The sequence below is a fragment of the Mycobacterium sp. NGS11 genome (assembly GCF_059813315.1).
The window spans coordinates 74,812-99,711 of sequence record NZ_JCALEJ010000002.1 but is presented as its reverse complement, the minus strand read 5'-3'; the positions used below and the strand labels follow the sequence as shown (position 1 = coordinate 99,711).

Below are 24,900 nucleotides of genomic sequence, written 5' to 3'. Positions count from 1 at the left end.
GGTGTAAGTGTGCACCGTGAGTCCGGAATTTGTGTCTCAGGTGGGTCACGTTACGACGACGCTACGGTCGCAACGTGTCGAACATGCTAAACGAGCTGTGCCGCAAGAAGGTAGCCGCACAAAATTCGACCGGCGTCGTCAAAGGGTCTGGCGCTCATCGTGTCTAGTTCTCACCGAATGCCTGGACGGGCCGATGGTGGACCCCAGCACCCGGTCGGACAGCAGGCCAAGGCAACTCAGGTTGGGAAAACCGGGACCCTGGGTGAGTCCTGACAGGTTCGGCAGGAACAGCTTGGGCGTCACATCCGTGACGGCCAGGTCATAACCCATCGCCTCCTGCAGCCGCTCCGAGGTCAGCGGCCCGCCCAGGCCGAGCTCGAGCAGATCCAGCGCGTCCTGACTGAATAACGGTGCGAACCAAAGGGAGTCAGCGCCGGAGCCGTCGATCACGAGATCGAACCCGTGTACCGTCTCGAGGTTCTCGCTGCCGCGGTTGGTGGACAGCGTCAACCGGATCTGCCCCTCCTTGCCCACCGCGTGCGCGACGCGGCCACGCAGGTGGTGGATGCGATCGTCGGCCAGCAGAGCTTCCTGCACGTTGGACGAAAACACCCCACGGTCGGTGCGGGCCAGCGCGTCGCGGCGCTCGGCGAGGGTCAGGGCAGGCCAATTGGTGGGATCGGAGAACAGCGAATTCTCGAAAAACCCCTCGCCGCGAGTGAACAACGTAGCTTGCGGGGAAATCACGGTGATGCTCGACACGCGGTGGCGGAACAGTTCATAGAGCATCGCCGCGGCCGTCTCGCCACCGCCGATCACCGCCACCCGCTCCGCATTGATCCGGTCGTGATTGGCGGCGCGGTCCCAGAATTGGGCAATCGACAGCATGCGCGGATTGCCGGGGAGCAAGGACCTTTCGGCCTGGCCGGGACCGGTGATCATCAACGCATCGGCGTGCACGGTCGTCTCGTGGGTGTGCAGCGCCCAGCGGTCCCCGGTGATCGCCAATCGTTCGACGTCACCGTGCACCACGTTCATTCCGACGTGGTCGGCAACCCAACTCAGGTACTGGCTCCACCGGCGATGCGTCGGCGCCGGTCTGCCGCGGTCGATCCATTCGGCGAACGACGCGGTCGCGATCAGATATGACTGCCAGCTGTAGCGGGTCATCCGGTCGTCGAGTTCGGCGTTGCGGCGCGGCACCAGCGCCGACCGGTAGGGGAACCCGACGTCTTTTTCCGGGCTGGTGCCCAGCCGGTGCGCACCGTCGGTCCAGCCGCCGCTGGCCTGCCAGTTCGCCGCGACGCCGATCCGCTCCACGGCCACCACGTCGGGAACCTCGACGCCCATTTCGCGCAGCGCGAAGGCCTTGGCCGCCACGGCCACCGCCTTGGCGCCGGCTCCCACGATCGCCAGTGTGCTCATCTCACCGCCTCCCGCAGCGAATCGATCCAAAGTTGCTGTAGCGCGGCGATATCCGCGTCATCGAGAACGTCGGGCAGGGCGCGCCACTGCGCCGCGAGAACCCGCTCGCCGTCATAGGTCAGCACCATCGCCGCGATGGTGAGCTCGTGGCGCACCGCCAGCTCCGGCTCGGGCACCGGCGACGTCCCGGCGAGTAACTCGCGCTCGAGCCGCAGCCCCATGCCGCCGCCGGTGTGGGCGGCGCCGAGATAGTTCAGCAGCAGTTGCGGGGGCGAAAATGCGGCGAACCGCTCGGCGGTGTCGTCGCGCAGGTAGCGCAACAGCCCGTAGTCGAGGCCATCGCCGGGGATGGCCGACAGCTTCTCCCCCACCTTGTGCGGATCCGTCGAGTCCAGTCGCACCGGGTAGATGGAGCTGAGCAATCCAACCGTGTCGCCGGTGTCGATGGCGTGTGCACCCGGCGCGTCCACCAAACTATCGGCACGGCCGTGGGTTTCGAGTGCGAGCAGCGGCGGGGGCGTGGCTTGGCCGCGCAGCTCGCGCCAGCGCGTCACCGTCGCGGCCGTCGCGGCGACCAGGAGCGTGGGCAACGACAGGTCCGATTCCAGCAGCCGGCGGGTGACCTCGGCGTCGGTGACGACGTTACGGACGAGCACATTGCGAGCCCGGTCGCGGATTGGATCGACGCGCCGGGCGCCGAGGTCAGGATCGTCGCCGTCCAGTTGCGCCGCCCAGAATTCGACCGTGTCCAGCCGGTGTGCCCGCGCGGTGAGCGCGGCTGCCCAGCGCCGATAACTCGTGTGTTCGCGGACGGGTGCGGGCGCGTGGCCGGAGGCCGAGGCCGTCAGGGCGGCAGCGAGTTCGCCGAGGATGACTCGCCACGACGCCGGGTCGAGCGCGACGACGTGCGCGGCCAGCAGCAGAACGCTGCCTCCCGCCGGCGGTCGTAACCACACCGCGGACAGCAGCGTTCCGCGTTCGGGGTCCAGGCGGTCGACGGCCTGGGCGACGTGGGCCGGCACGGCGCCGGCCAGATCGTCAACCACCTCAACCTCGTTGACGAGGTCGGCGGTATCGGCGGCCGGCACGGGCACCAGGGTCATGCTGGACCGGTCGAGCCGGGTGCGCAGCACTTCGTGGCCCTCGATGATCCCGGCCAAAGCCGCATGCAACCGCTCGCGGTGCAGCGTCTCGGGCAGCCGGATGGCTTCGGTCTGGGCGAGCCTGCATGGGTTGCCGAATTCGTAGAGCCACCGGCCGTTGGGCAGCAACGGCATTGGCCCGGTGCCCGTGTCAACCTGCTGGGCAGCGGCCGCGGTCTCCGAGTCGATCGCCTCGGCCAGTTCGCGAACGTTGCTGCACTCGAGGATGAGCCTGGCGCGCAACGCAATTCCGCGTGCACGGGCCGCTTGTACCACCGACAGCGCCATGATGCTGTCCAGGCCGAGCTGCAGGAAGTCTGCGGTGACGTCGATGCGCGGTTGCCCGAGCAGCTCGGCGAGCAGTTCGGACAGCGCGGCTTCCGTGTCGGTCTCGGGCGTCGCCGCGCCAACCTCGGACTCGGCGTGATCGAGAGCCGCCAACGCGGCTTCGTCCAGCTTTCCGTTGGCGGTCAACGGGATTTCGTCGACCAGGACGATGCGATGTGGAACCATGTAGCGCGGCAGCCGGGTGCTGAGCATGCTCCGCAGCTCGGCGGTTGCCGGCCGGGCGGTGGCCGTGTCGGTGGCCACGTACGCGGTGAGCCGGGCGATGCCCCGGCGCTGCTGTACCAACACACCCGCGTGCCGCACGGCCGGGTGCGATTCGAGGGCGGCGGCGATCTCGCCGGGTTCGACGCGGTGGCCGCGGATCTTCACCTGGGCGTCGGCGCGGCCCACGTATTGCAGTGCGCCGCTGGGCAACCGGCGCACCAGGTCGCCGGTGCGATACATCCGTTCGGCCCGGCCAAACGGGTCGGCGAGAAAGCGGGCCGCGGTCTCGGCGGCGCGGCCGAGGTAGCCGCGGGCCAGCTGGGCACCGCCCAGATACAGTTCACCCGTCGCCCCGCAGGGCACCGGGCGCAGCGCGGAATCCAGCACGTAGCCGCGGGTGTGCCGGGTCGGCCGCCCGATGGAGGGTTCGTCGTGCTCGGCTATGGCCGCGACCACCGCCTCGACCGTGGTCTCGGTCGGCCCGTAGCAGTTGTAGGCCGTCATCGACGTCGTTTCGCACGTGTTGCGGATCCGGGCCCAGGCCGAACCGCCGACCGCCTCGCCGCCCAGCGCCAGCACCGTCAGTGGCGCCTCGGTCAGCAAACCAAATGCGTGCAGTTGAGCAAACATCGACGGGGTGGTGTCGATCATGTCGATTCCCTGCGCGGCGATCAGCGCGACGAGCGCCTCGGCATCGGTCTGGGTGTGTTCGTCGACGACATGCACGCGATGCCCGTCGAGCAAACCGACCAGCGGCTGCCACGCGGCATCGAAGGCGAACGACCACGCGTGGGCGACCCGCAGCGGCCGGCCCAGTTTGTCGGCCGCCGGCCGCAACACGCGGTCCAGATGATCGTCGGCGTAGGCGCCCACCGCGCCGTGAGTTCCGATGACGCCCTTGGGTTCTCCGGTGGTGCCCGAGGTGAACACGACGTACGCGGCCTGGGCGGGTGGAACGTCCACCGCGATGAAGTGGTCGTCGCGCGGTTCGCCGTGCTCCAGCAGCGACTCGGTGAGCTCTTCGTCCAACACGATCAGGGCGCCCGATTGACGCAGGATCGAGTTCACCCGTTCGGGGGGCATTCCCGGCTCCATCGGCACGCACATGCCGCCGGCCTTGAGCACGGCGAGTATCGCGATGACGTACCGCGGGCCCCGGGAAAGCCGGATGCCCACCGGCGTTTCGGGCGTGACCCCCCGGTGTGCGAGTCGCGCCGCCAGCCGGGTGCTGTGCAGGTCGAGGTCGCGATAGCTCAGCGCGCCACCCGCCCAGCTGACCGCCGGGCGGTCCGGTGTCCTGGCCACAACGTCGGCGAAGCGGGCGTGAATGCTCAACGGCGGCAGTGGCTTTGGCGTACCAGCGGCGCCCAGCGGGTGCGCCTCATCGTCAAGCAGGACACTGACGTCGCGCAGCGGACGCTCCCAGCCCTGCAACAGCCTCTCGGCGGTGGTGAGCACCCGCCGGCCCAGCGTGGCGGCGGGGACGGCACCCAGTGCTCCGTCGATCGCTTCGACCAGCACCACCAGCTCGCCGCCTTCCATGTGAGCGGCGATGGCGATGGGAAAGTGCGACAGGGTTTGCAGGGCGGACGGGCGAAATGTCGCTGCACCAGCGGTGAATTCGCCGCCCGCGGTCAGGCCGTCCATCGGGAAGTTCTCGTAGACCAGCAGGGTGTCGAACATTTCCCCGACCCCGCCGAGGGCCCGCAGTTGGGCGTGCCCCAGATAACTGTGCTCGCGCAGCAGCGCGGCGTCGCGCTGGACGGCTCGGCATTGCTCGCCGGCCGCCGCTGCCGGGTCCAGCCGCACACGCAGCGGCACGGTGTTGATGAACAGACCGACCATGGTTTCGACGCCGGTCAGTTCGGGCGGCCGACCGGACACGGTGACGCCGAAAACCACATCCTGCGTGTCGATCAGCCGCGACAACACCAGCGCCCATGCCATTTGCACCAGGGTGTTGACGGTGATGCCGCGGGCCCGGCTGTCGTCGATCAGCCGGGCGGTGGTATCGGCCGGCATTCGCAGCCCCGTGGTGCGCGGCAGCGCCGTCTGCCGGCCCTCGGTGGTCTCAACGGATCCCAGCGATGCGGCGAGCAGGGTGGGCCCCGGCATCCCCGCCAGGTGCTCGCGCCACACTCTGTGGCTGGTTTCCGGATCGCGATTCGCCAGCCAGCCGATGTAGTCGCGGTAGGGCCGCGGGGCAACCGGCAGCGCCGACGGGTCACCGCCGGCCTGATACAGGATCATCATCTCGTTGACGAACACCGGCAACGACCAGCCGTCGATCACGATGTGATGGGCGGTGAGCACCAAACGCCATTGCGCGCCTGGCAATTCGATCAACAGAAAGCGGATCGCCGGCCCTTGTTCCAGATCGAACGGGCGTCGGCGCTCGCCGGTTTCCAGCGCCGGCACGTCGGCGGGTGTCGCGGCGACCAGGCGCCACGGCAGCTCGACGCGAGACGGCACAACCTGTACCGGTCGCGGGATTCCCCGGCTGAAGAAGCTGGCCCGCAGGTTCGGGTGGCGCACCAGCATCTGCTCCGCGCAGTCACGCAGCAGCGCGACATCGAGTTCGCCGGAGATGTCCGCCGCGATGCCGATGACGTACGGGTCGTCGGCCGCTTCGCCGTCGGCGAATTCGGCGAGAGTGGTCAGCGAATACAAGCCCTCCTGCAGCGGGCTCAACGCCATCACGTCGTCGATGTCGGGCGCGACCTCGGTTTTGGCGGCCGTCATGTCGTGCCTTCGCGCGACGACGCGAAAAGTTGCGTCACGGCAGCCAGATCCGATGGCGACAGTCCGGAGGTACTCATCGGCTCGAAACGCGTGTCGGTCACCTGGGCGCCTTGTTCGATGTCGGCCCCTTCGTCGCCCACGGCGTCCAACGCCGCGGCCAACTGCTGCACCGTCGGATTCTCGAAGATCATGCGCGGACTCACGGCCAGGCCGGCCGCCCGCGCCCGCGAGGCGAGCTGCACGGACAGGATGCTGTCGCCGCCGAGCGCGAAGAAGTCGTCGAATCGCCCGATTTCCGTGGTAGACAGCAACTCCGCGAAGACCTGGGCCAGCGCCCGTTCGGTGTCCGTGCGCGCGGGTTCGGTCTGGCCGCCGGTGCTGACCGCCGGCCGCGGCAGTCCCGGCCGGTTGAGTTTGCCCGATTCGGTTTTCGGGAGGACGTCGAGCACGGTGAGCGACGACGGCAGCATGTAACCCGGCAATGTGGTGGCGATCGCGGCACGCACGTCCGCCGCGAAGGACGACTTGCCGGCATCGTCGGTGATCGGTCGTTGCGGCACAACATATCCGGCCAGCGACGTGCCGCCGTGCACCTCCCACGTCCGCGCCGCCGCGGCGGCGACGCCGTCGGCTGCGGCCAGCGCCGCCTCGACCTCGGCGAGCTCGACGCGGAAACCGCGCACCTGCACCTGGTGGTCGGAACGCCCGATGAATTCCAGTTGGCCGTCCTCGGTCCACCGGGCCAGGTCGCCACTGCGGTACAACCGCGAACCGGGCTTTGCACCATAGGGGTTGGCGATGAACCGCGTCGCGGTCAGGCCCGCCCGCTTCCAATATCCTCGAGCCAGCTGGTCACCGGCGTAGTACAGCTCGCCCACCACGCCGACCGGCACGGGACGCAATCCATCGTCGAGCAGATAGGCCTCGGCGCCCGGGACGGGCTTTCCGACAAGCGGATTCGGCAGGACCAGCCGCCCCCGCGACACCGCGCCGGAGGTCTCGGTGGAGCCGATGTTGTTCAGCAACTCGATGCCGGCGCCGTCCTCGTCGGCGCACACCGACACCAGCCGCTGCAGCAGCCCCGCGCTCACCGGTTCGCCACCGCACACCAGCCGTGACAGCGAGCGCACGGCGGCGGGCCGGCTGTCCACCAACGCCGACACCAGGCTGGGCACCGCAGTGACCTGAGCGACCGAATACCGGTTCATCAGCTCCCCGAGGGCCTCTGGATCGCGGTGCTCGGCGTCGTCGGCCAGGATCATGGTCGCGCCGACCGCCAGGCCGGCCAGCATTTCCATGCCGCCCTCGAGGAAGGTGATCGAGGCCTGCGCCAGTCGCACGTCGTCGGTTCGCGGCGGGTAGTGCCGCAGCTGCCAGTCCAGCCGGGCGGTCATCGAACGATGCGTGCCCACCGCGCCTTTCGGCTTGCCGGTGGACCCGGAGGTGAACACCAGATACATCGGGTCGTCGGGGTGCGGCAGCGGCAAGGCCCCCGACCGCGGAGCCGCGTCATCGCCGTTCACCACGGCGCGTACCTGGGGATCGTCCAGCGAGATCAGCTGTATGCCGGGCACCTGCGGCATGGTGTCCACCGCTTCGTCCGTCGCGACCACGACCGGCGGCGTGACGTCGTCGAGCATCAATTGCTTTCGCGCCAGCGGATAGCCGGGGTCGATGGGAAAGTAGCCGGCGCCCGCCTTCATGATGGCCACCAGCGCCACCACCAGCTCGATGCTGCGCCGGGTCGACAGCCCGACCAGCGACCCAGGGCCCACTCCGTGCCCGACGAGCAGCGCGGCCAGGTTATCCGAACGACGGTGCAGCGCAGGGTAATCGATGCTCTGCTCGCCGCAGCGCACCGCGATGCGGCCGGTGCCCCACGCCCGGCTGGGTTCCAGCAGTTCCGGGATGGTGCGCGGCCGGTCGTGCGGCGGCTGCTCGCCGCGGCTCCAGTCCCGCAGAATGCGCTGCTGTTCCGTGGCATCGATCAGCCGCACGTCCCGCAAAGGCCGATCGAGGTCTTCAGCAAACTCGGTGAGCGCCCGGGTCAGCCACCCGGCCAGCCGCTCGATGGTGGTCCTGGCGTAGAGCTCGGTGCGGTAGATGAGATTGCAGTGGTAGCCGATGTCGCCGGAGCCGTCGGTGCCGAAGAAGTTGACGCTCAGATCCGCGTGCGCCATATCGAAGATGGGGTCCAGCGAGGTGCACACGGTGTCCCGTTCGCCGCTGCCCGCGGCGGCGGTCTCGATGACCCGGGTGGCGGACAGGTGATCCCGCACGTGCACGACGACCTGGAACAGCGGATTACGCGATAGCGAGCGCACCGGGCTGACGCTGTCGACCACGCGGTCGAACGGCAGGTCCTGGTGGGCGTAGGCGGCCAGCGCGGTCTCCCGGGCCCGCTTGAGCAGTTCACGCAACGTCGGGTTGCCGTCCAGGTCGTTGCGCAGCACCAGGATGTTGACGAAAAACCCGATCAGCTGGTCCAACTCGGCTTCGGTGCGGCCGGCGACCGGGGTGCCCAGCGGGATGTCGGTTCCGCCACCGGCTTTGTGCAACACCACGGCGACGGCCGTTTGCAGCAGCATGAATTCGGTGACGCCCAGCTCGCGGCACAGCTCACCGAGCTTGGCGCGGGTGGCCGAGTCGATGTGGAAATCGACCGATTCCCCGTCGCCGCTGGGCACCGGCTGGCGCGGGAAGTCCGGGCGCAGCCCGGTGTCCTCCGGCAGCCCGGCCAGTTGCCGCGTCCAATACTCCCGCTGGTCGGCGGCTATCGCGGATTCCTGCCCGCCGGCGTCCCCCAGGAACGTCCGCTGCCACGCCGCGTAGTCGGCGTACTGCACCCGAAGCGGGGCCCAGGACGGCGCTTCTCCCCCGCGCCGGGCCCGGTAGCCCGTCATCACGTCGGAGAACAGCACGCCGGCCGACCAATGGTCGGAAGCGATGTGGTGCACGACCACCGACAGCACGTGCTCGCCCGCGTTCTCGGTGCGCAGCACCGCGACCCGGATCGGCAATTCGGCGTCCAGCTCGAAGCAATGGCACCGCTCGACGTCGAGCTGTCGTTGCAGCCAGGCGTCGTCGGGTCCCACCTCGCGGCGAACCGGAATTTCGACGCCGGCCGGACCCACGACCTGATACGGCACACCGTCCAGCTCGACATAGCTGGTGCGCAGAATTTCGTGCCTGGCGACGACGTCGCCGATGGCGGCGATCAGCGCATCGATGTCCCACGGCCCGGTCAGTTTCGCCGCAAAGGGGATGTTGTTGACCCGGCTGGGCCCGTCGACGCGGTAGGCGAACCAGCTGCGGAGCTGTGACGCCGAGAGCGGCATGGGCTCGTCGTGCGCGGTGGTGATCAGCCTGGGCCGCGACGGCGTCAGTTCACCCGAAGTCAGCTGGTCGATCCGCTCGGCCAGCGCTGCGACCGTAGCGAGTTCGAACACGTCGCGGATGCCGATTTCCACGCCGCACTCCCCGCGGATGGCGGTGACCAGTTTGGTGGCGACCAGCGAGTGGCCGCCCAGATCGAAGAACGAGTCGTCGGCGCCCACCCGCTCGTGGCCGAGCAGCCCGGAAAACAGTTGCGCCACAAGCTGTTCGGTGGGGGTGGTGGGATCGCGGTATTCGGTGGCCGCCGCGATGTGCGGTTGCGGCAGCGCGGCGCGGTCGATCTTCTGGTGTGCGGTGATCGGGATTTCGTCGAGCACCACGTAGGCGGCCGGGGTCATGTAGTCCGGCAACGCCGCGGCAACCCGGGCCCGGATGCGCTCGACGTCAACCGTTTCCGTGCCGGCGCCCTGGGCCGGCGTCACGTATCCCACCAGGCTCTTGCCCAACTGCGGCAGGTCCATCGCCAGCACGATCGCCTGCCCGACGCTGGGGTCGACCGAGATGGCTGAAGCGATCTCACCCAACTCGATGCGGAAACCGCGGATCTTCACCTGTTCGTCGGCGCGGCCCACGAACTCGATGTCGCCGTTGGCGTTGCGGCGGGCCAGGTCACCCGAGCGGTACATCCGGCCGCCCGGCGTGAATGGGTCGGCGACGAAACGCTCGGCCGTCAGCGCAGGCCTGCGATGATAGCCATGGGCGACATGCGTTCCGGCGATATAGATTTCACCGATCACCCCGACCGGAACCGGCTGCAACGCGTTGTCGAGCAGATGCACCTGCGTGTTGATTTTGGGCCGGCCGATCGGCACCACCCGGGTGCCCTGGGCGCCCTCCACCGGATAGCTGGTGCAGTTCACCACCGTCTCGGTCGGCCCGTAGAAGTTGTACAGCGACGCGTCGAAGGTGGCGTGAAACTTGTCGGCGATCTCGCCGGGCAGGGGCTCTCCACCGATCGGGACGCGCCGCAGGGTCCGCCACTGGCCCACGCCGGGTAACGAGAGGAACAGACCCAACAGCGACGGCACGAAGTGCATCGACGTAATGCCCTCACGCGCCAGCAGTTCGGTCAGGTAGCCGATATCGCGCAGTCCATCGGGACGCGGAATCACCAAGCGGGCGCCCATGATCAGCGTGCCGAAAATTTCACCCATCGACACATCGAAGCTGGGCGAGGCGACCTGCAGCAGGCGATCGGTGTCGTCAACCCGGTATTCGTCGCCGAACCAGACGAAATACTCGGCGATCGGTGCGTGCGACACCGGAACGCCTTTGGGCAGCCCGGTGGAACCCGACGTGTAGATCAGGTAGGCGGTGTTTTGCGGGCTCAGCGGTCGGATGAGCTCGGCGGGCGCGGTGGCCGGATAGTGCCCCGCGTCGGTAACCGGTCCGCGCACAACCAGTTTGGCGTCCGCATCCTCGAGGATGAACGTCAGCCGGTCCTCCGGGTAGGTGGGATCCACCGGCAGATAGACCCCGCCCGCTTTGAGCACCCCGAGTGCGGTGATGACCAATTCGGGTGACTTGTCCAGTAGCACCGCGACGCGATCCTCGGTGCCGATGCCCTGCTCGATGAGCCAGTGCGCCACACGATTCGACTCTTCGTCGATCTCCAGGTAGCTGTAGGCGCGACCCTCGTAGACGACCGCGACGGCATCGGGCGTCTGCCCCGCCCTGCGCCCGACCAGTTCGGGCAGGGTGCTGGCCGGGGTGACGAATTCCTCGCCCGTCGACACCGCGCGCAGCCACTCGGCATCTTCGGCGCTCATCAACGCGCATGCCGACAGCTTCGCGTCGGGCTCGGACAGCAGGCCGTCGAGCAGGGCGGCGTAGTGACGCAGCAATTGCTCGACCAGTTGCTGATCCATGACCTCAACCAGGTACTCGGCCTCGAGCATGCCGCCGCTCGAGCCGTCGAACGTCCGGTTCAGCTCGACCATCAAGCTCAGCGGCAATTGGTTGAAATGCCCGCGCAATTCGCCGCGTTCGCAACGCACGCCGGGCGGGCAGAAGCCGGCGCCGTCGGGCTCGCGCTGCCCGAAGCTCACCCGGGTCATCCGGTCGGCGCCATGGCGACGATCCGGATTCGACTCGCGCACCAGCCAGTCCAGGTCGGCCCGCGAATGCGCGAAGGCGCCTACCGCGCCGTCACGCGTTTGGGCCAGCAGCTCGCGGAACGTCTGGTGCGGTTGCGGCCGCAGCCGAATCACCACCGTGTTGCCGTAATACCCGATCACATCCTCGGTGCCCGCGCCGCGGTTGAGGACCGGCGCCGCCACCAGGAAGTCGGTCGATTGGGTGTACCGGTGCACGAGCGTGGCGAACGCGGCCATCAACACCAGGTACGGAGTGGCGCCCGTCTCGCGGGCCAGCGCGGCCGCCCGATCGACGGTGTCCGCCGACAACCGCGTGAACGCGCGCTGCGCGCGCCAAGTGGTGGGAACCACCGAACCATTGGCCCCGGGAAGCTCGAGCGGCTCCGGCAGGTCGGCCATCAGTGGTCGCCAATAGTCCAGGTCTGCCTGACGGATGGCGGTCGCGGCCGCCGAATGATCCACCAGCGCTCGGGTATCGGCGAAGACGTCCGGTTCGGCGTATGCGCGAGTCAGATCGGCGAAGAACGGCGTCCACGAGCCATCGTCCCAGGCGATGTGGTGCGCGGTGATCAGCAGCATCAGCTTGTCGTCGGCCAGGCGCGCCGCCGTGACTCGCAACGGTGAATCCTTGCTCAGATCGAAAGGCCGGCGAAAGTCCCGCTGCGCCAGCACATCCAGCCGTAACCGGCGCGCCTGATCGGTCAGCCCGGTCAGGTCGTGCTCGGCCCATTCGGGTTGCAGGTTCGCGCGGATCACCGGATGTGGGTCACCCTCCCCGTCGGTGACATACGTCGTATGCAGCACGGGGTGCCGCGCGGCGACGGCGTCGAGCGCATGGTGCAATCGCGCGGTGTCGACCGTGCCGGACAGGCGGTAGGAGACGCAGATGTTGAGCAGCGCGCTGTCGGGATCAACGGACTGGACGAACCACATCCGGTGCTGCCCGACCGACATACGCGGCTCGCCGTCGCCCGCCACCGGCGCCACGGCCGTCGTCCTGGCCAGGCCACGCTCGGTGAGCTTGCGGCGCAGTAATTCCAGGCGCTCATCGTCGAGATGGGTGCTGACGCCGGTGGTGTCTGTCACGCTAGGAGTCCAACCTTTCTAGCATCGCGAGCGTTGAGTGGTGCGCACCGTTGGCGGCGCCGGGGCGCTCGAATGACGGCGGCATTACGGTCCCGCCGGTCGAGTCTGCACGCAACGCCTCGATCAGCTCGGTCACGGTGATGCCGCCGAGCATGCGGGACACCGGAACCGATTTGCCTAGCGTGCGGCGCAGCCGCTTACGCAGGTCGAGTGCGAGCAACGAGTCCACACCCAGGTCAATGAGCGACGTGCCAGGGTCAATCGATGGCGAATCACCCAGGTGCAACGTCGCGGCCAGTTCGGCCCCGACTATCTCGGCGAGTGGCTTCTCAACCGGGCTTTCGCGGCCGTCGTCGTCGTCGCCGGTGCGGGCGGCGACGAACGGCATTGGCATTCCCTGACTTTCGAAGAAGACCCGGAGCCGCTCGAAGTCGGCATCGAAAATCAGTGGATCGCCCTCGTAGCGATACAGACTGGCCTCGATCGCCCGCTCCGGTTCCATTGCCACCAGACCGGAGCGCTCGGTGCGGGTGATCTCGTTACCCACCACTACCCCGGCGCCCTGCCACAGGCCCCATCGGATCGCCGTGCAGTCGCGGCCCGCGGCACGCAACTGCGCGGCCAATACGTCGAGCATCCGGTTGGAAGCCGCGTACGCCGCGTGGCTGTAGCCGCCCCAAACTCCGAATACCGATGAGCAGGCCAGGATCCGGCAGTCCGGCCGCAGCGGCCACACATCGACCAGCGCGGCCAGTCCATTGACCTTGGCCCCGCAGACCGCCGCGACGTCCGCACCGGTGAGATCCGCACGCGAGCGCGCTCGTGCGATGCCCGCGGTGTGGATCAGTAATGACGCACCCGACCCCGCATTGGCGGCAACCGCGGCAAGCGCGGCGCGATCGGTGATATCGCACTGCGGGGCGCGGACCTCGGCGTCATGCCGGTCGGCGAGCTCACGCAGTACGGCCGGGTCAACGCCGTTGCGGCTCAACAGGGTAACGGTGCGGGCGCCGCGGTCCAGGCAATACCGCGCGTACTGTAGCCCGATGGCTCCGCTGCCGCCCGTGATCACCACGTCCTCCAGCGCGGCGGCCTCGAGTGGTCGCCGAGTCACCGGTTCGCGGCACGCGCGAAACGTCCGGGCGTAGCGTCGCGGAGATTCGCCGCCCCGCAGCGCGACCTCGGCCGCCTCGCCGAGCAGCACCTCGACGGCGGCCTGTGCCGTCGCGGGATCGAGATCGCGGTGCGCGAGATCCAGGTGCCCGAAGGCCTGATCCGCGAACTCGAAGCCGACGCTGCGATGCATGCCCGCCAGCGCCGCCTGAGCCGGAGAGACGCCTGCGTCATCCCGGTCGATCTGTTCGGCGCCGGCGGTGAGCAACCAGACGGCCCGGCATCGAGGGCCGATGAGCGCGGGATAATCGGGGAGACCCGCATCGGGCCGGCCCGCGATCCGATCGATTGCGGCGGACGTGTCGAGTTCGTCGATTTCCGCAGCGGCCACCACGAGGATTTCCGCTTGATTCGGTGACACCGCTCGGCAGTCGCCGTGTGCAGCAACGGCATCGACGAGTCGCTGCGTCAGCGCGCCCGCACCGGAGAAGCCGATGTCGACGGCGGGAGCCACCGGTGTGATCGGCGCCGTCATCGGCCGCCAGTCCTCGACGGCCGCGGTGAGCGGCTGCGCCGGCGCCGCTTCGGTCAGTCGTTCCGGTGCCGCCCACAGGTGCACCGCGCGCATCGGGGCGTTCGGGAATCCCCGCAGCGCGGGCCGGCCGCTGATCGGGACGGCGTCGGCCCATTTGCAGCCGGGGTCCGCGGTCGCGATGGCGGCGATGCTCGCCGACAGCGAATCGGTGATGGATCGGTCGCGATGCCCCGAGCCGACGATGACGGTCGACTCGTCGTCGACGATGCCGCCCAGGGGGTAGAGCAGCGACGGGTGCGCCGAAAGCTCGACGAACGCGTCGACCCCGCAGGCGCGGGCATATCCCACGGCGAGGTCGAACCGCACAGTGCCACAGAGGTTTTCATACCAATAGTCGGAGAAATCGGTCGTGTCGCCCAACTCGGTTCCCAGCGTGGAGCCGATGAATCTCACCGGCGCGTCCCGGAACGCCGACTTCGGCGTCAGCTCGGCCAGACTCGTCCGCAGCGGTCGAAGCGCACTGGTGTGTCCGGGATAGTCGACGGAGAGTTGCTGGCTGAAGATGCCACGCTGCTGGGCCAGCCGCACTGCGGCGACCACCGCCTCGTGATCGCCGGCGACCACGGTCGACGACGGCCCGTTGACCGCCGAGACTTCCAGCCAGCCGGGCGTCTCGGCCAGCAGCGACTGCGCGATGTCGAGGCCGGTCCCGAGCACCGCCATCGCGTAGCGGCCGGTCAGTTGGTCCACAACGGTCGCGCGCGCAACCACCAGTGCGACGGCGTCCGGTAGCGAAAGCGCTTCGGCCACATAGGCGGCCGCCACCTCGCCGAGGCTGTGGCCGATGGTGACGTCGGGCAGCACCCCGTAGGATCGCCACGCTTCTGACAGACTCACCGCGTGGGTGAACTGCCCCGCCTGAATCTCGGTTCGCGACCAGTTGCGCTCGTCGTCGCTCACCAGATATGGCAGCGGAGAAGGAAATCCGGCGGATGTGAACGCGTGTGCGCACCGGTCGGCGGCCTCGCGGTAGGCCGGCAGCCGCCGGTAGGCCTCTGCTCCCATCGCCTGCCATTGATTGCCCTGGCCCGGGAACACGAACGCGATGCGCGGCGGCGTCGTCTGGGCGGAGCGCGACACCAACTCGTGTTCTTCGCCGTGAGCGATCGCGGACAGTCCGGCGGCCAGCTCGGCGCTGTCCGCCGCTCGTACCACCGCGCGGTGACGTCGCACGCGGCGCAACCGCAGCAGGGTCGCGGCGACCTCGGCGGTCAGGTCTGCCGAGTCGTCGGCACGACCAAGGTAGTCCGCGATCGCCAAGGCGTCCCGCCGGAGCAACTCTGGGTCGTGGGCGCTGAGCAGCACCGGGACGCGCCCGTCCGGCAGTCGATGGGTCCGCATCATGCGACCTCGGGGACGGTGACGATCAGATGTGCGTTGGTGCCCGCGATGCCGAACGCGGACGCCGCGGCGGTGCGCTGCCCGTCGATGGCCGGCCACGGTGTCAGCGTCTGGGCCAACCGCAACCCTTGTGTGTCCCAGTCGATTTCGGGGCTCGCTTCGCCGGCGTGCAGGGTGGCTGGTACGGCGCCGTGTTCGGCCGATACCAGCACCTTGGCCAGCCCCAGCGCACCCGCCGCGGCCAGCGAGTGGCCCACGTTGGATTTCACCGAACCCAGCAACGCCCCGCGGCCGGGTTCGGTCTCGCCGTACGTCTCGGCCAGCGACCGCAACTCGGTCCGGTCACCGAGGCGCGTGCCAGTGCCGTGCCCCTCGATCATTCCCACCTCGGCGGGTTTGACCCCGGCCTGGCCGATCGCGCGCCGGAACAGCCGCACCTGGGCATCACCGCTGGGCGCGCTCAGACCGGCGCTGCGCCCGTCCTGATTCATGGCGGTGGCCCGCACCTCGGCGACGATCCGCCGACTGGCGCGCAGCGCGGCCGACTTACGTTGCAGCACAAACATCGCCGCTCCCTCGGCCCACACGGTTCCGCTGGCCTGCGCGCTGTAAGGGCGGCAGTATCCGTCGTCGGAGAGTGCGTGCTGTTTGGAGAATTCGACGAAGAAGCCCGGCGAACCCAGCACGTTGACCCCACCCGCGATGGCCAGGTCGCAGTCGCCGTTCTGCAGGGAGCGGGTGGCGACGTGGAACGCCACCAGCGCGGACGCGCACGAGGAGTCCAGGGTCAGCGCCGGCCCGGTCAATCCCAGTGTGTAGGCGATGCGGCCCGAGATCACACTGAGCGCGGTGCCGGCCAGCAGATGACCGCTGTGTTCGGAGAACCTGGCCATGTCGGGTCCGTAGCCGGTGGCCGAGGCGCCGACGAAGCAGCCGACATCGTGCCCGGCCAGGTCGTCGGGATTGATGCCGCTGTTTTCGCACGCACGCCAGGCCACCCGTAACGCCACGCGCTGCTGCGGGTCCATCACGACGGCCTCGCGGGGCGAGATGCCGAAGAACTCTGGATCGAATGTGGTTGCCCCGGTGAGGAAGCCGCCGCGGTCATGGATTTCTTTGAAGCCGCTGCGGCGCGAGCCGGCGAGCAGTTCGCGCACCGCCCATCCGCGGTCGGTGGGAAACGGACCCAGCGCCTCGCGGCCGTGGGCCAGCAGATCCCAGTAGTCCTCTGCGGTTTCGATGCCGCCGGGCGCCTCCACACCCATTCCCACGATCACGACGGGATCGGCGCCGTCGTCGTGTGGACCCTCGCCAAAGGCATTGTCAGACATCGGCATCACCCGGCATTCACCTGCGCGGCGACCGCCTCGACGTGGTCATAGACGTAGAAGTGCCCGCCGTCATACAGCGACACCGCGAACGATCCGGCGGTGTGCCTTTCCCACTGCTTGAGCACGACGGCGGCGATGCGGTGGTCGTCGTGACCGCCCAGCACGTGAATGTCGGCGCCGATGCGGACATCGGGGCTGGGTTCATACCCGTTGAAGGCGCGGTAGTCGGCGCGTACGGCGGTGGTCAGCAATTCGGAAAACTCTTCGTCGGCAAGCAGTTCGGGGTCGGTACCACCCAGATCGGCGATATCGGCCAACAGTCCGTCGTCACTGGTCGGCAGTTCGGGCATGTCGGCGACGACGCAGGGCGGCGGACCGGCCGATACCCAGAGCTTCTGCACGGCCGCGCCGTACGCTTCGGCGACGCGGGCGAACTCGAAGGCGACGACGGCGCCCATGCTGTGCCCGAACAACTTCAGCGGCGCGACGCTTGGCCACGGCGCCGCCCGAAACAGGCTGACGGCCAGGTCGTGCACGCTGTCGTGCGCCGGTTCGGTGAGGCGGTCGGCCCGCTGCGGGTACTGCACGACGTAGGTGTCGCCACCGGCGGCCAGCGCCGCCGCCAGTACCCGGTAGCTCGCGGCGGCCGCGCCGGCGTGCGGAAATATCACGGTGGCACCGGTCGACGATCCGTTGCCGCGGCCAGGGGTCAGCTTGATCCAGGACGGGAACGTGGAAGACACGGTGATCAAGTTATTCACAGTCATTGCGCCGTATACGATTTCGCAGGCGGACGAGACGCCGCCAGAACCGATTCGGCGTCCATGCCGACGACTTCCAGGTACAGCTCGGCGACCTGATCCAGCCTGCCGGGGTCGTTCTCTGCGGCGCTGAGCACCGCGGCCAGCGCCGACACGGTTCGGTTGGCGAAGATGTCGGCGACGATGATGTCCGGTGCGTCCAGCCACGCCCGAATCCTCGCCACCGCCTGGGTGGCGAGCACCGAATCGCCGCCGAGCGCGAAGAAGTCGTCGTCGACTCCGACGTCTTCGCGGCCGAGCAGATCACCGACGATCATCGCCAGTGCCGATTCCAAGGGTGTCGACGCGCGGCGGTGGCCGGGCCGCTGCGCTTGCGAGGCGGCGGTCTCCAATTCGCGTGCGGCGGTCCGCCGGTCGAGCTTTCCGGCATCGGTGAAACCGATCCGCTCTACCACCGTGATGTGGCGTGGGACCATGTGCGCGGGAACCAGCTCACCAAGGCGCCGCCGCATCCGCTCGGCGGTCAAAGATGCGTCGTCGGTGCACACCTGCGCGGCGAGCACGTCGGATTGCCCGGATACGGGGATCAAGGCGGCCACCGCCGTCCGCACCCCGGGCACGCGCCGCAACGCGGTCTCGATCTCGCCCAGCTCGACGCGATACCCGCTGATCTTCACGCGGTGGTCGGCGCGGCCGACGAATTCGAGGACGCCGTCCGGCCAGTAACGCACCAAATCGCCGGTGCGGTACCAGGTTCGGCCGTCATGCTGGACGAAGCGTTCCGCAGTGAGATCGGGACGTCCGCGGTAGCCGCGCGCGACGCCGCGGCCGGACACCCAGAGCTCCCCCGGGACCCAGTCGGGGCAGTCGGCGCCGGTGTCGCTGACGACGCGGCAGGCGTTGTTGGGGAGCGGGATGCCGAAGGGCAGGGCCGCCCAATCGTCCGGCAGCACCCCCGTTACCTCGAAAATGGTGTTGTGCACCGGGGTTTCGGTCGCACCGCCGAGGCCCGCGAAGCGCAGGTTCGGCGCTTCGGCCCGTAGGCGACGTACCACCTCGGGGCGCACCCAGTCGCCTCCGGTGGGAATCACCCGCACCGAGGAGAGGCGCCCGCTTCCGACTTCGATCAGCATCTCCAGCCAGCCGGGCATGAAATGCAGCACGGTGACTTTATGGGTGTTAATCAGCCGTGCCCAGGCGTCGGGATCGCGCCGCTGGGCTTCCTCGACCACCACGATGGCCCCGCCGGTACGCAAGGTGACGAACACGTCCATCACCGAGATGTCGCCTTCCAGGGTCGACAGTGCCAGGCATCGGTCCGCGGGACCGATCTCGAAGTGGCGACCGATGAATTCCACCGTGTTCATCGCCGCGTCGTGGGTGACCTCAACGCCTTTGGGTTCGCCGGTGGAGCCCGAGGTGAACAACACATAGGCGAGCTCGTCGGGATCGATTCTCGCTGAGGCCATCTCGGCGCCGACGGAGGGGTTGCGAAGCACCTCGGCGAGTACCAGCTCGGGCACCGGCAGGGACAGCCGTTGTCCCCCGCACACCAGCGCCAGGCTCACCCGACCGGTCTCGAGGATCCGCTCGGCACGGTCACGCGGCTGGTCGACACCGACCGGCAGGTAAACGGCGCCGACGGACAGGATGCCCAGCAACGCCGGAATCTGCTCGGCGGTTTTCGGGCCCATCACCGCGATGGTGTCGCCAGCCGCGACGCCGGCAATGCGCAGCGCCGCGGCCACCGCCCACGCCTGGTCGCGCAGTTGCGCGTAGCTGAGATCACCGCTGCTCGCGAACACGGCCGGGGCGTCGGGCCGCTGCTCGGCTTGCCGAAAGAACCCGTCGTGCAACGCTTCTCCGCTGGGTTCGGCGGTGCGGGCGTTGGCCGACTCCCGCACCGCACGCTGCGCCCCCGGCAGCGGCGAGGGGCCCAGCGCGTCCCACGCGTCGTCGGCGGCGGCCAGCCGGTGCAGCTCGTCGATGTGGTAGGCGAACATGGAGTCGATGACGCCCGAGGGGAAGATGCCTTCGCGCACATCCCAATTCACCAAGACCCCGCCGTCGAACTCGGTGACCTGCGCGTCAAGCAGCACCTGCGGACCCTGGGAGATGATCCAACCCGGCGTGCCGAATTGGCCGGTCACGTCGCGGCTGAATAGTTCGCCGAGCCCGAGCGCGCTGGTGAACACCACCGGCGCGAGCACCTGGGTGCCGCGATGGCGGCTGAGGTCGCGCAACACCGACAGGCCGGGATAGGCGGAGTGGGCGGCGGCCGCACGCATCGCGTCCTGCACGGCCCGTGCCCGCGCCGTGGCGGTGTCTGCGCCGACGAGATCGATGTCGAGCAGCAACGACGAGGTGAAGTCACCCACCAACGCGTCGACGTCCGGGTGCAGAGCCTGGCGCCCGAACAGCGGGACGTTCAGCAGGAAGCGCGAGGTGGTCGACCAGCGGGCCACGGTGTTGGCGAATCCCGCGGCCAGCGCCATCGCCGGGGTGATGCCGCGTGCCTGGGCGCGGGCGAACAGCGCATCGCGGGTTTGCGGGTCGAGCCAATGCCAGCGCCGGGTGCTCCGGTTCGCACCGCGGCCGCCGGTCGACGGCAATGCGGGCGGGTCTGGCAGCTCCGCGAGGCGCTGGGCCCACCAGGCCCGGTCGGCCTCGCGCGACGGCTGCGGTTGTGCGTCCTCGGCCTCGATGGCTTGGCGGTACTGCCGGTAGGTGTAGCTCAGCCCCGGGAGGTGGCGGCCACGGTAGAGGGCAGCCAGATCGGCCATCAGGGTGCGATAGCTCATCGCGTCGGCGGCCTGCATGTCGAGGTCGACGTGCAGCCGGGAGCGCTCGCCCGGAAGCAGCGTCACCGCCAGTTCGAACACCGCGCCGTCGAGCTGCTGGTGTGATTTGGCGTCGCGGGTCGCGGCGAGCCGATGCTCGACCTCGTCGGTGCTCCACGAGCGCAGGTCCTCGACGCTGACCGGGAAGTCGCCGCTCTCGGCGGCCGCGGGGATGCGCTGGTTTCCGTCGGGCAGGAACCGCACCCGCAGCATCGGGTGACGACGTGCCAGCGCGGTGGCCGCCCTGCGCAGGCGCTCGGCGTCGATCGGCCCGCCGTCGAACTCCACGTAGAGATGACCGGCAACCCCACCCAGTTGCTGGTGGTCATGGCGACCGACCCACATCGCGTGTTGCATGGGGGCCAGGGCGAATGGCTCGTCCTCCCCGGATGGGTCGCCGGGCGCCTCGGCGGTAAAGATCTGCTGGTCGGCGCCTTGCCCGCCGTCTTCGACCAGGCGGGCCCAGGCTTCGATCGTCGGGGTTTCGGCAAGTGTGGCGAAGTCGATGGCGATGCCTTGGCGGCGCCAGCGGCCGGCCAGCGTCATGATCCGGATGGAGTCCAGGCCCTGGCCGATCAGGTTGCTACCCGGCTGGACTGCATCGACGTCAACGCCGAGCAGTTCGGCCACCTCCGCCCGGATGTCCTCCGAGCGTGCCGAGGCGTGCACCACAGACCCTCCCTGATTAGCACAGGCTGCCCTAATTTTTTGGTTACCCTATCCTTACTCCCGGCGTCCCCGCTACTAGCCCCGTTCGAAGCCCCCTGCTGAAGGACCCAATGAGCGTCAACACACCGCAGCCGCCGGCCGGAGGCCTCGATGGGTTCGTGCCGTTTCCCGCCGATCGGGCCGCCGCCTATCGAGCGGCCGGCTACTGGACGGGACGGCCCTTGGACGCCATCCTGAGCGACGCGGCCAAGCAATGGCCCGACCGAATCGCCGTCCGCGACGCGATGGGCGGTGCCGGCATTACCTATGCGGACCTTGACGACCAGGCTGACCGCGCGGCCGGTGGACTCCTGCGCGCGGGTATTGCGCCGGGCGACCGGGTGTTGCTGCAGCTGCCGAACGGCTGCCAGTTCGCGGTGGCGCTGTTCGGGCTGCTGCGGGCGGGAGCGATCCCGGTGATGTGCCTGCCCGGGCACCGGGCCGCCGAACTCGGGCACTTCGCCGCGGTCAGCGAGGCCACCGGGCTCCTGATCGCCGACGCCGCAGGGGGTTTCGACTATCGGGCGATGGCGCGCGCGCTGTCCGAGGAGCACGCCGCGCTGAAGCACGTCATCGTCGACGGCGACCCGGGACCGTTCATCCCATGGGCGCAGCTGCGCGATCAGGCGGCGATGTCCACGCCGCCCCCGCCGCCCGACCCGGGATCGCCTGCGCTGCTACTGGTTTCGGGCGGTACCACGGGAACACCCAAGCTCATTCCCCGCACCCACGACGACTACGTCTTCAACGCGAAGGCCAGCGCCGAACTCTGCGGGCTCACCTCGGACGACGTCTACTTGGCGGTGCTGTCGGCCGGCCACAATTTTCCGCTGGCCTGCCCGGGCCTGCTCGGCGCGATGACCGTCGGCGCCACCACCGTTTTCGGCACCGACCCCAGCCCCGAAGCGGCCTTCGCCGCCATCGACCGCCACGGCGTCACGGTGACCGCCCTGGTGCCGGCGTTGGCCAAGCTGTGGGCGCAGGCCTGCGAATGGGAACCCGTGACACCAAAGACATTGCGGCTCTTACAGGTTGGTGGCGCCAAGTTGGAACCCGAGGATGCCCGGTTGGTGCGCAGCGCCCTGACTCCGGGCCTGCAGCAGGTGTTCGGGATGGCCGAGGGGCTGCTGAACTACACCCGGCTCGACGATCCCCCCGAACTCACCGAACACACCCAGGGACGGCCCTTGTCTTTGGCCGACGAACTGCGCGTCGTCGATGCGCAGGGCGAGCCGGTGCCGCCGGGCGAGGAAGGCGAGCTACTGGTTCGCGGGCCGTACACGTTCAACGGCTATTTCCGGGCCGAGCGCGACAACGAACGCAGCTTCGATGTGCAAGGGTTCTTCCGCAGCGGTGACGTGGTGCGGCTACGCGGCGACGGCTATCTGGTGGTCACCGGTCGCGTCAAAGACGTGATCTGTCGTGCCGGAGAAACGATTTCCGCGGCGGACCTCGAGGAGCAGCTGCACACCCACCCGTCGATCTTCTCGGCGGCCGCGGTCGCGCTGCCAGACTCCTACCTGGGCGAGAAGATCTGTGCGGCCGTGGTTTTCAGTGGCCCCCAGCTATCGCTGCCGGAATTGAACGGCTATCTCGACGAGCGTGGGGTGGCCGCGCACGCCCGCCCCGACGTTCTGGTTGCGATGACGGCGCTGCCCACCACCCCGATCGGCAAGATCGACAAAAAGGCCATTGCGCGCCGGGTTTCGGCGCAACAGGCACCCGCGCGACACTAGGGTTGCGCTCTCCCGCGGCCCGCGTCAGCCCATCGCCGCGTACAGCTCGGTCAGCAGGCCGGCCGTGGTTTGGAAGTCCATGCACTGATCGGTCACGGACTGGCCATAGGTCAGTTCGCCGCCAAGCGATTGCGCGCCGGCCACCAGGAAGCTCTCCAGCATGAGGCCGGCGATACCGCGCTCGCCCGCCGCGATGCGTGCGGTAACCTCCGCGGTGACCTCGGCCTGCCGCACATGGTCTTTGGCGGAGTTGGCATGTGAGCAGTCGATCATCACCCGCGTGGAAAGCCCTGCCTTGCTGAGCCGTTCGACGACGGTAGTCACCGAGGCGGTGTCGTAGTTGGGCCCGCGGGTTCCACCCCGAAGGATCACGTGGCAGTCGGGATTGCCCTTGGTCTCGACGACGGCCGCACGACCGACGTTGTCGGTACCGAAGAAATGATGTGCTGCCGCAGCGGCTTTGACACCGTCGATGGCGACCTGGACGTTGCCGTCGGTGCCGTTCTTGAATCCCACCGGCATGGACAGCCCGGATGCCAACTGGCGGTGCACCTGCGACTCGGTGGTCCGGGCGCCGATCGCGCCCCAGGCGACCGCGTCGGCGATGTATTGCGGGCTGGTGGGCTCCAGGAATTCACATCCGACCGGCAGGCCGACGTCGATGACGTCGAGCAATAGCCCGCGCGCAATGCGGAGCCCACGTTCGACGTCGAAGCTGCCGTCCATGTTGGGATCGTTGATGAGTCCCTTCCAGCCCACGGTCGTGCGCGGCTTCTCGAAGTAGACCCGCATCACGATCTTCAGCCGATCCGCGAACTCGGCGGCGACCGGCGCAAGTCGGCGTGCGTAATCGAGCGCGGCGGCGGGATCGTGCACCGAGCAGGGCCCAACGACCAGTAATAGCCGGTCGTCACCACCGGCCAGGATCGCCGAGATCTCCTCGCGATCGCGTTGAACGGTCTGGGCACGCCGAGCCGTCAACGGCAGCTCGGTGCGGATCACGGCAGGGGCCGAGAGTTCCCGGAACGAGACGATCCGATGATCGGACGTATCGATGGTCGCCGTGTCGCAATTGAGGATGGACATGGAGGGTGTGTGCCTTTCTCTGCTGGCTCCCAGGGCACGCCCGCTGGTTCCCGATGCCCTGAAAAACGAAAAGCAGCGACCGTGTGGTCACTGCTGGGCTCCGGGTATCAGTCGTGCGGTTGCGTCAACCAGACGCTGTATCGCCGGCTCCACCCGGAGCCACGATAAAGCGCCAATACTCGCGCACGCCGATATTCACGTCGGCGAAGATACCACGTGGAGCCAGGCAGCTGACAACCCGGCACCTTCCTGGCTGCTCGCGATCCGCTCATCTTGTCGCGGGCCCGCCAGAAGTGTTGGCGCGCAACGCATCGATCAGACGGTCCATCACCGCACCGGCGTCCGCGCGGGCCTGGCCCTGATCCTTCGCGCGGGCGATGTAAAGCGTTGCCTCCCGCAGCGCCCCCATGATCGTCAGGGCGGTCGCCTCGACGGGCTGTTCAGGAATGCCGCCCGACTCGATGGCGTCGGTGAGCAGTCCGGTCACGAACCCGATGTTGTAGCGGTGGCCGATGTCGCTCCACCGTTCCCATCCCAGGACCGCCAGCGCCTCGAGCAGAACGATGCGCTGGATCTCGGGTTCGGCACACGCGTCCAACCACAGACCCGAACACAGTCGCATGATCTCGACCGGATCGGAGTGTCCCGAGGCCGCGACGGCCTCCCCCATCCGGGCGGCCATCTCACCCTCCACCCGCTCGAATACCGCTGCGAACAACTCTGTCTTGTCAGTGAAGTGGTGGTACAGGGCCCCACGCGTTACCCCCGCGTTGCGGACGATCGTTTCCAGGGAGGCGTCGGCGAATCCCACTGACGCAAACAACGGCCGGGCGGCACCGATCAACGCATCGCGTGTCTCGGCCGCACGTTCGGCCTGCGTGCGGCGACCGTCGTTCGCCATCAACCCATACCTTTCTGCGTATGCATTTCATGCATACCGCATAAAAAGT

10 protein-coding genes are annotated in these 24,900 nt (G+C 68.7%); 1 reads left to right on the top strand and 9 read right to left on the bottom strand.

Annotation, left to right across the window (positions count from 1 at the left end; translation table 11 throughout):
- Positions 1 to 138: 138 nt before the first annotated feature.
- From mbtG to AC5Y4T_RS03240, 7 genes are read right to left on the bottom strand one after another with little or no spacing between them, the layout of a single operon-like run.
- Positions 139 to 1,425 (bottom strand): NADPH-dependent L-lysine N(6)-monooxygenase MbtG, encoded by a 1,287-nt coding sequence (gene mbtG / locus AC5Y4T_RS03270; protein ID WP_499915493.1) that lies wholly within the window; start codon positions 1,423 to 1,425, stop codon positions 139 to 141.
- On the bottom strand, positions 1,422 to 5,861 hold the full coding sequence (locus tag AC5Y4T_RS03265; protein ID WP_499915491.1) for an amino acid adenylation domain-containing protein: 4,440 nt from the start codon (positions 5,859 to 5,861) through the stop codon (positions 1,422 to 1,424). Before AC5Y4T_RS03265 ends, mbtG begins: the two co-directional genes overlap by 4 nt.
- Complete coding sequence (locus tag AC5Y4T_RS03260) at positions 5,858 to 12,439, bottom strand: amino acid adenylation domain-containing protein (protein ID WP_499915490.1); 6,582 nt, start codon at positions 12,437 to 12,439, stop codon at positions 5,858 to 5,860. Before AC5Y4T_RS03260 ends, AC5Y4T_RS03265 begins: the two co-directional genes overlap by 4 nt.
- Before the next feature lies 1 nt (position 12,440).
- On the bottom strand, positions 12,441 to 15,488 hold the full coding sequence (gene mbtD / locus AC5Y4T_RS03255) for a mycobactin polyketide synthase MbtD (protein ID WP_499915488.1): 3,048 nt from the start codon (positions 15,486 to 15,488) through the stop codon (positions 12,441 to 12,443).
- Positions 15,488 to 16,828, bottom strand: coding sequence for a beta-ketoacyl [acyl carrier protein] synthase domain-containing protein (locus AC5Y4T_RS03250; protein ID WP_499915487.1), 1,341 nt, complete (start codon positions 16,826 to 16,828; stop codon positions 15,488 to 15,490). The genes mbtD and AC5Y4T_RS03250 overlap by 1 nt, the downstream gene beginning before the upstream one ends.
- Entirely contained in the window at positions 16,825 to 17,586 is a 762-nt protein-coding gene (locus tag AC5Y4T_RS03245) for a thioesterase II family protein (RefSeq protein ID WP_499915485.1), read from the bottom strand. Before AC5Y4T_RS03245 ends, AC5Y4T_RS03250 begins: the two co-directional genes overlap by 4 nt.
- The gene (locus AC5Y4T_RS03240; protein ID WP_499950419.1) at positions 17,583 to 21,092 is read right to left on the bottom strand and encodes a non-ribosomal peptide synthetase; all 3,510 of its coding nucleotides are present in this window, start codon (positions 21,090 to 21,092) and stop codon (positions 17,583 to 17,585) included. The genes AC5Y4T_RS03245 and AC5Y4T_RS03240 overlap by 4 nt, the downstream gene beginning before the upstream one ends.
- 107 nt (positions 21,093 to 21,199) lie before the next feature.
- Between AC5Y4T_RS03240 and AC5Y4T_RS03235 the strand changes: the two genes are divergently transcribed.
- Positions 21,200 to 22,864: a (2,3-dihydroxybenzoyl)adenylate synthase gene (locus AC5Y4T_RS03235; RefSeq protein WP_499952060.1), complete on the top strand. Its 1,665-nt coding sequence runs from the start codon at positions 21,200 to 21,202 to the stop codon at positions 22,862 to 22,864.
- 24 nt (positions 22,865 to 22,888) lie between these two features.
- On the opposite strand, the gene AC5Y4T_RS03230 is transcribed toward AC5Y4T_RS03235, so the two are convergent.
- Positions 22,889 to 23,950, bottom strand: coding sequence for a 3-deoxy-7-phosphoheptulonate synthase (locus AC5Y4T_RS03230; protein WP_499952058.1), 1,062 nt, complete (start codon positions 23,948 to 23,950; stop codon positions 22,889 to 22,891).
- Between the two features lie 268 nt (positions 23,951 to 24,218).
- The gene (locus AC5Y4T_RS03225; protein WP_499915478.1) at positions 24,219 to 24,851 is read right to left on the bottom strand and encodes a TetR/AcrR family transcriptional regulator; all 633 of its coding nucleotides are present in this window, start codon (positions 24,849 to 24,851) and stop codon (positions 24,219 to 24,221) included.
- Between the last annotated feature and the right edge of the window lie 49 nt (positions 24,852 to 24,900).

Coding starts and splice junctions, on each gene's coding strand:
- mbtG (WP_499915493.1), bottom strand. CDS start 1,425: ATGAGCACACTGGCGATCGTGGGAGCCGGCGCCAAGGCGGTGGCCGTG.
- AC5Y4T_RS03265 (WP_499915491.1), bottom strand. CDS start 5,861: ATGACGGCCGCCAAAACCGAGGTCGCGCCCGACATCGACGACGTGATG.
- mbtD (WP_499915488.1), bottom strand. CDS start 15,488: ATGCGGACCCATCGACTGCCGGACGGGCGCGTCCCGGTGCTGCTCAGC.
- AC5Y4T_RS03245 (WP_499915485.1), bottom strand. CDS start 17,586: ATGACTGTGAATAACTTGATCACCGTGTCTTCCACGTTCCCGTCCTGG.
- AC5Y4T_RS03235 (WP_499952060.1), top strand. CDS start 21,200: ATGAGCGTCAACACACCGCAGCCGCCGGCCGGAGGCCTCGATGGGTTC.
- AC5Y4T_RS03230 (WP_499952058.1), bottom strand. CDS start 23,950: ATGTCCATCCTCAATTGCGACACGGCGACCATCGATACGTCCGATCAT.
- AC5Y4T_RS03225 (WP_499915478.1), bottom strand. CDS start 24,851: ATGGCGAACGACGGTCGCCGCACGCAGGCCGAACGTGCGGCCGAGACA.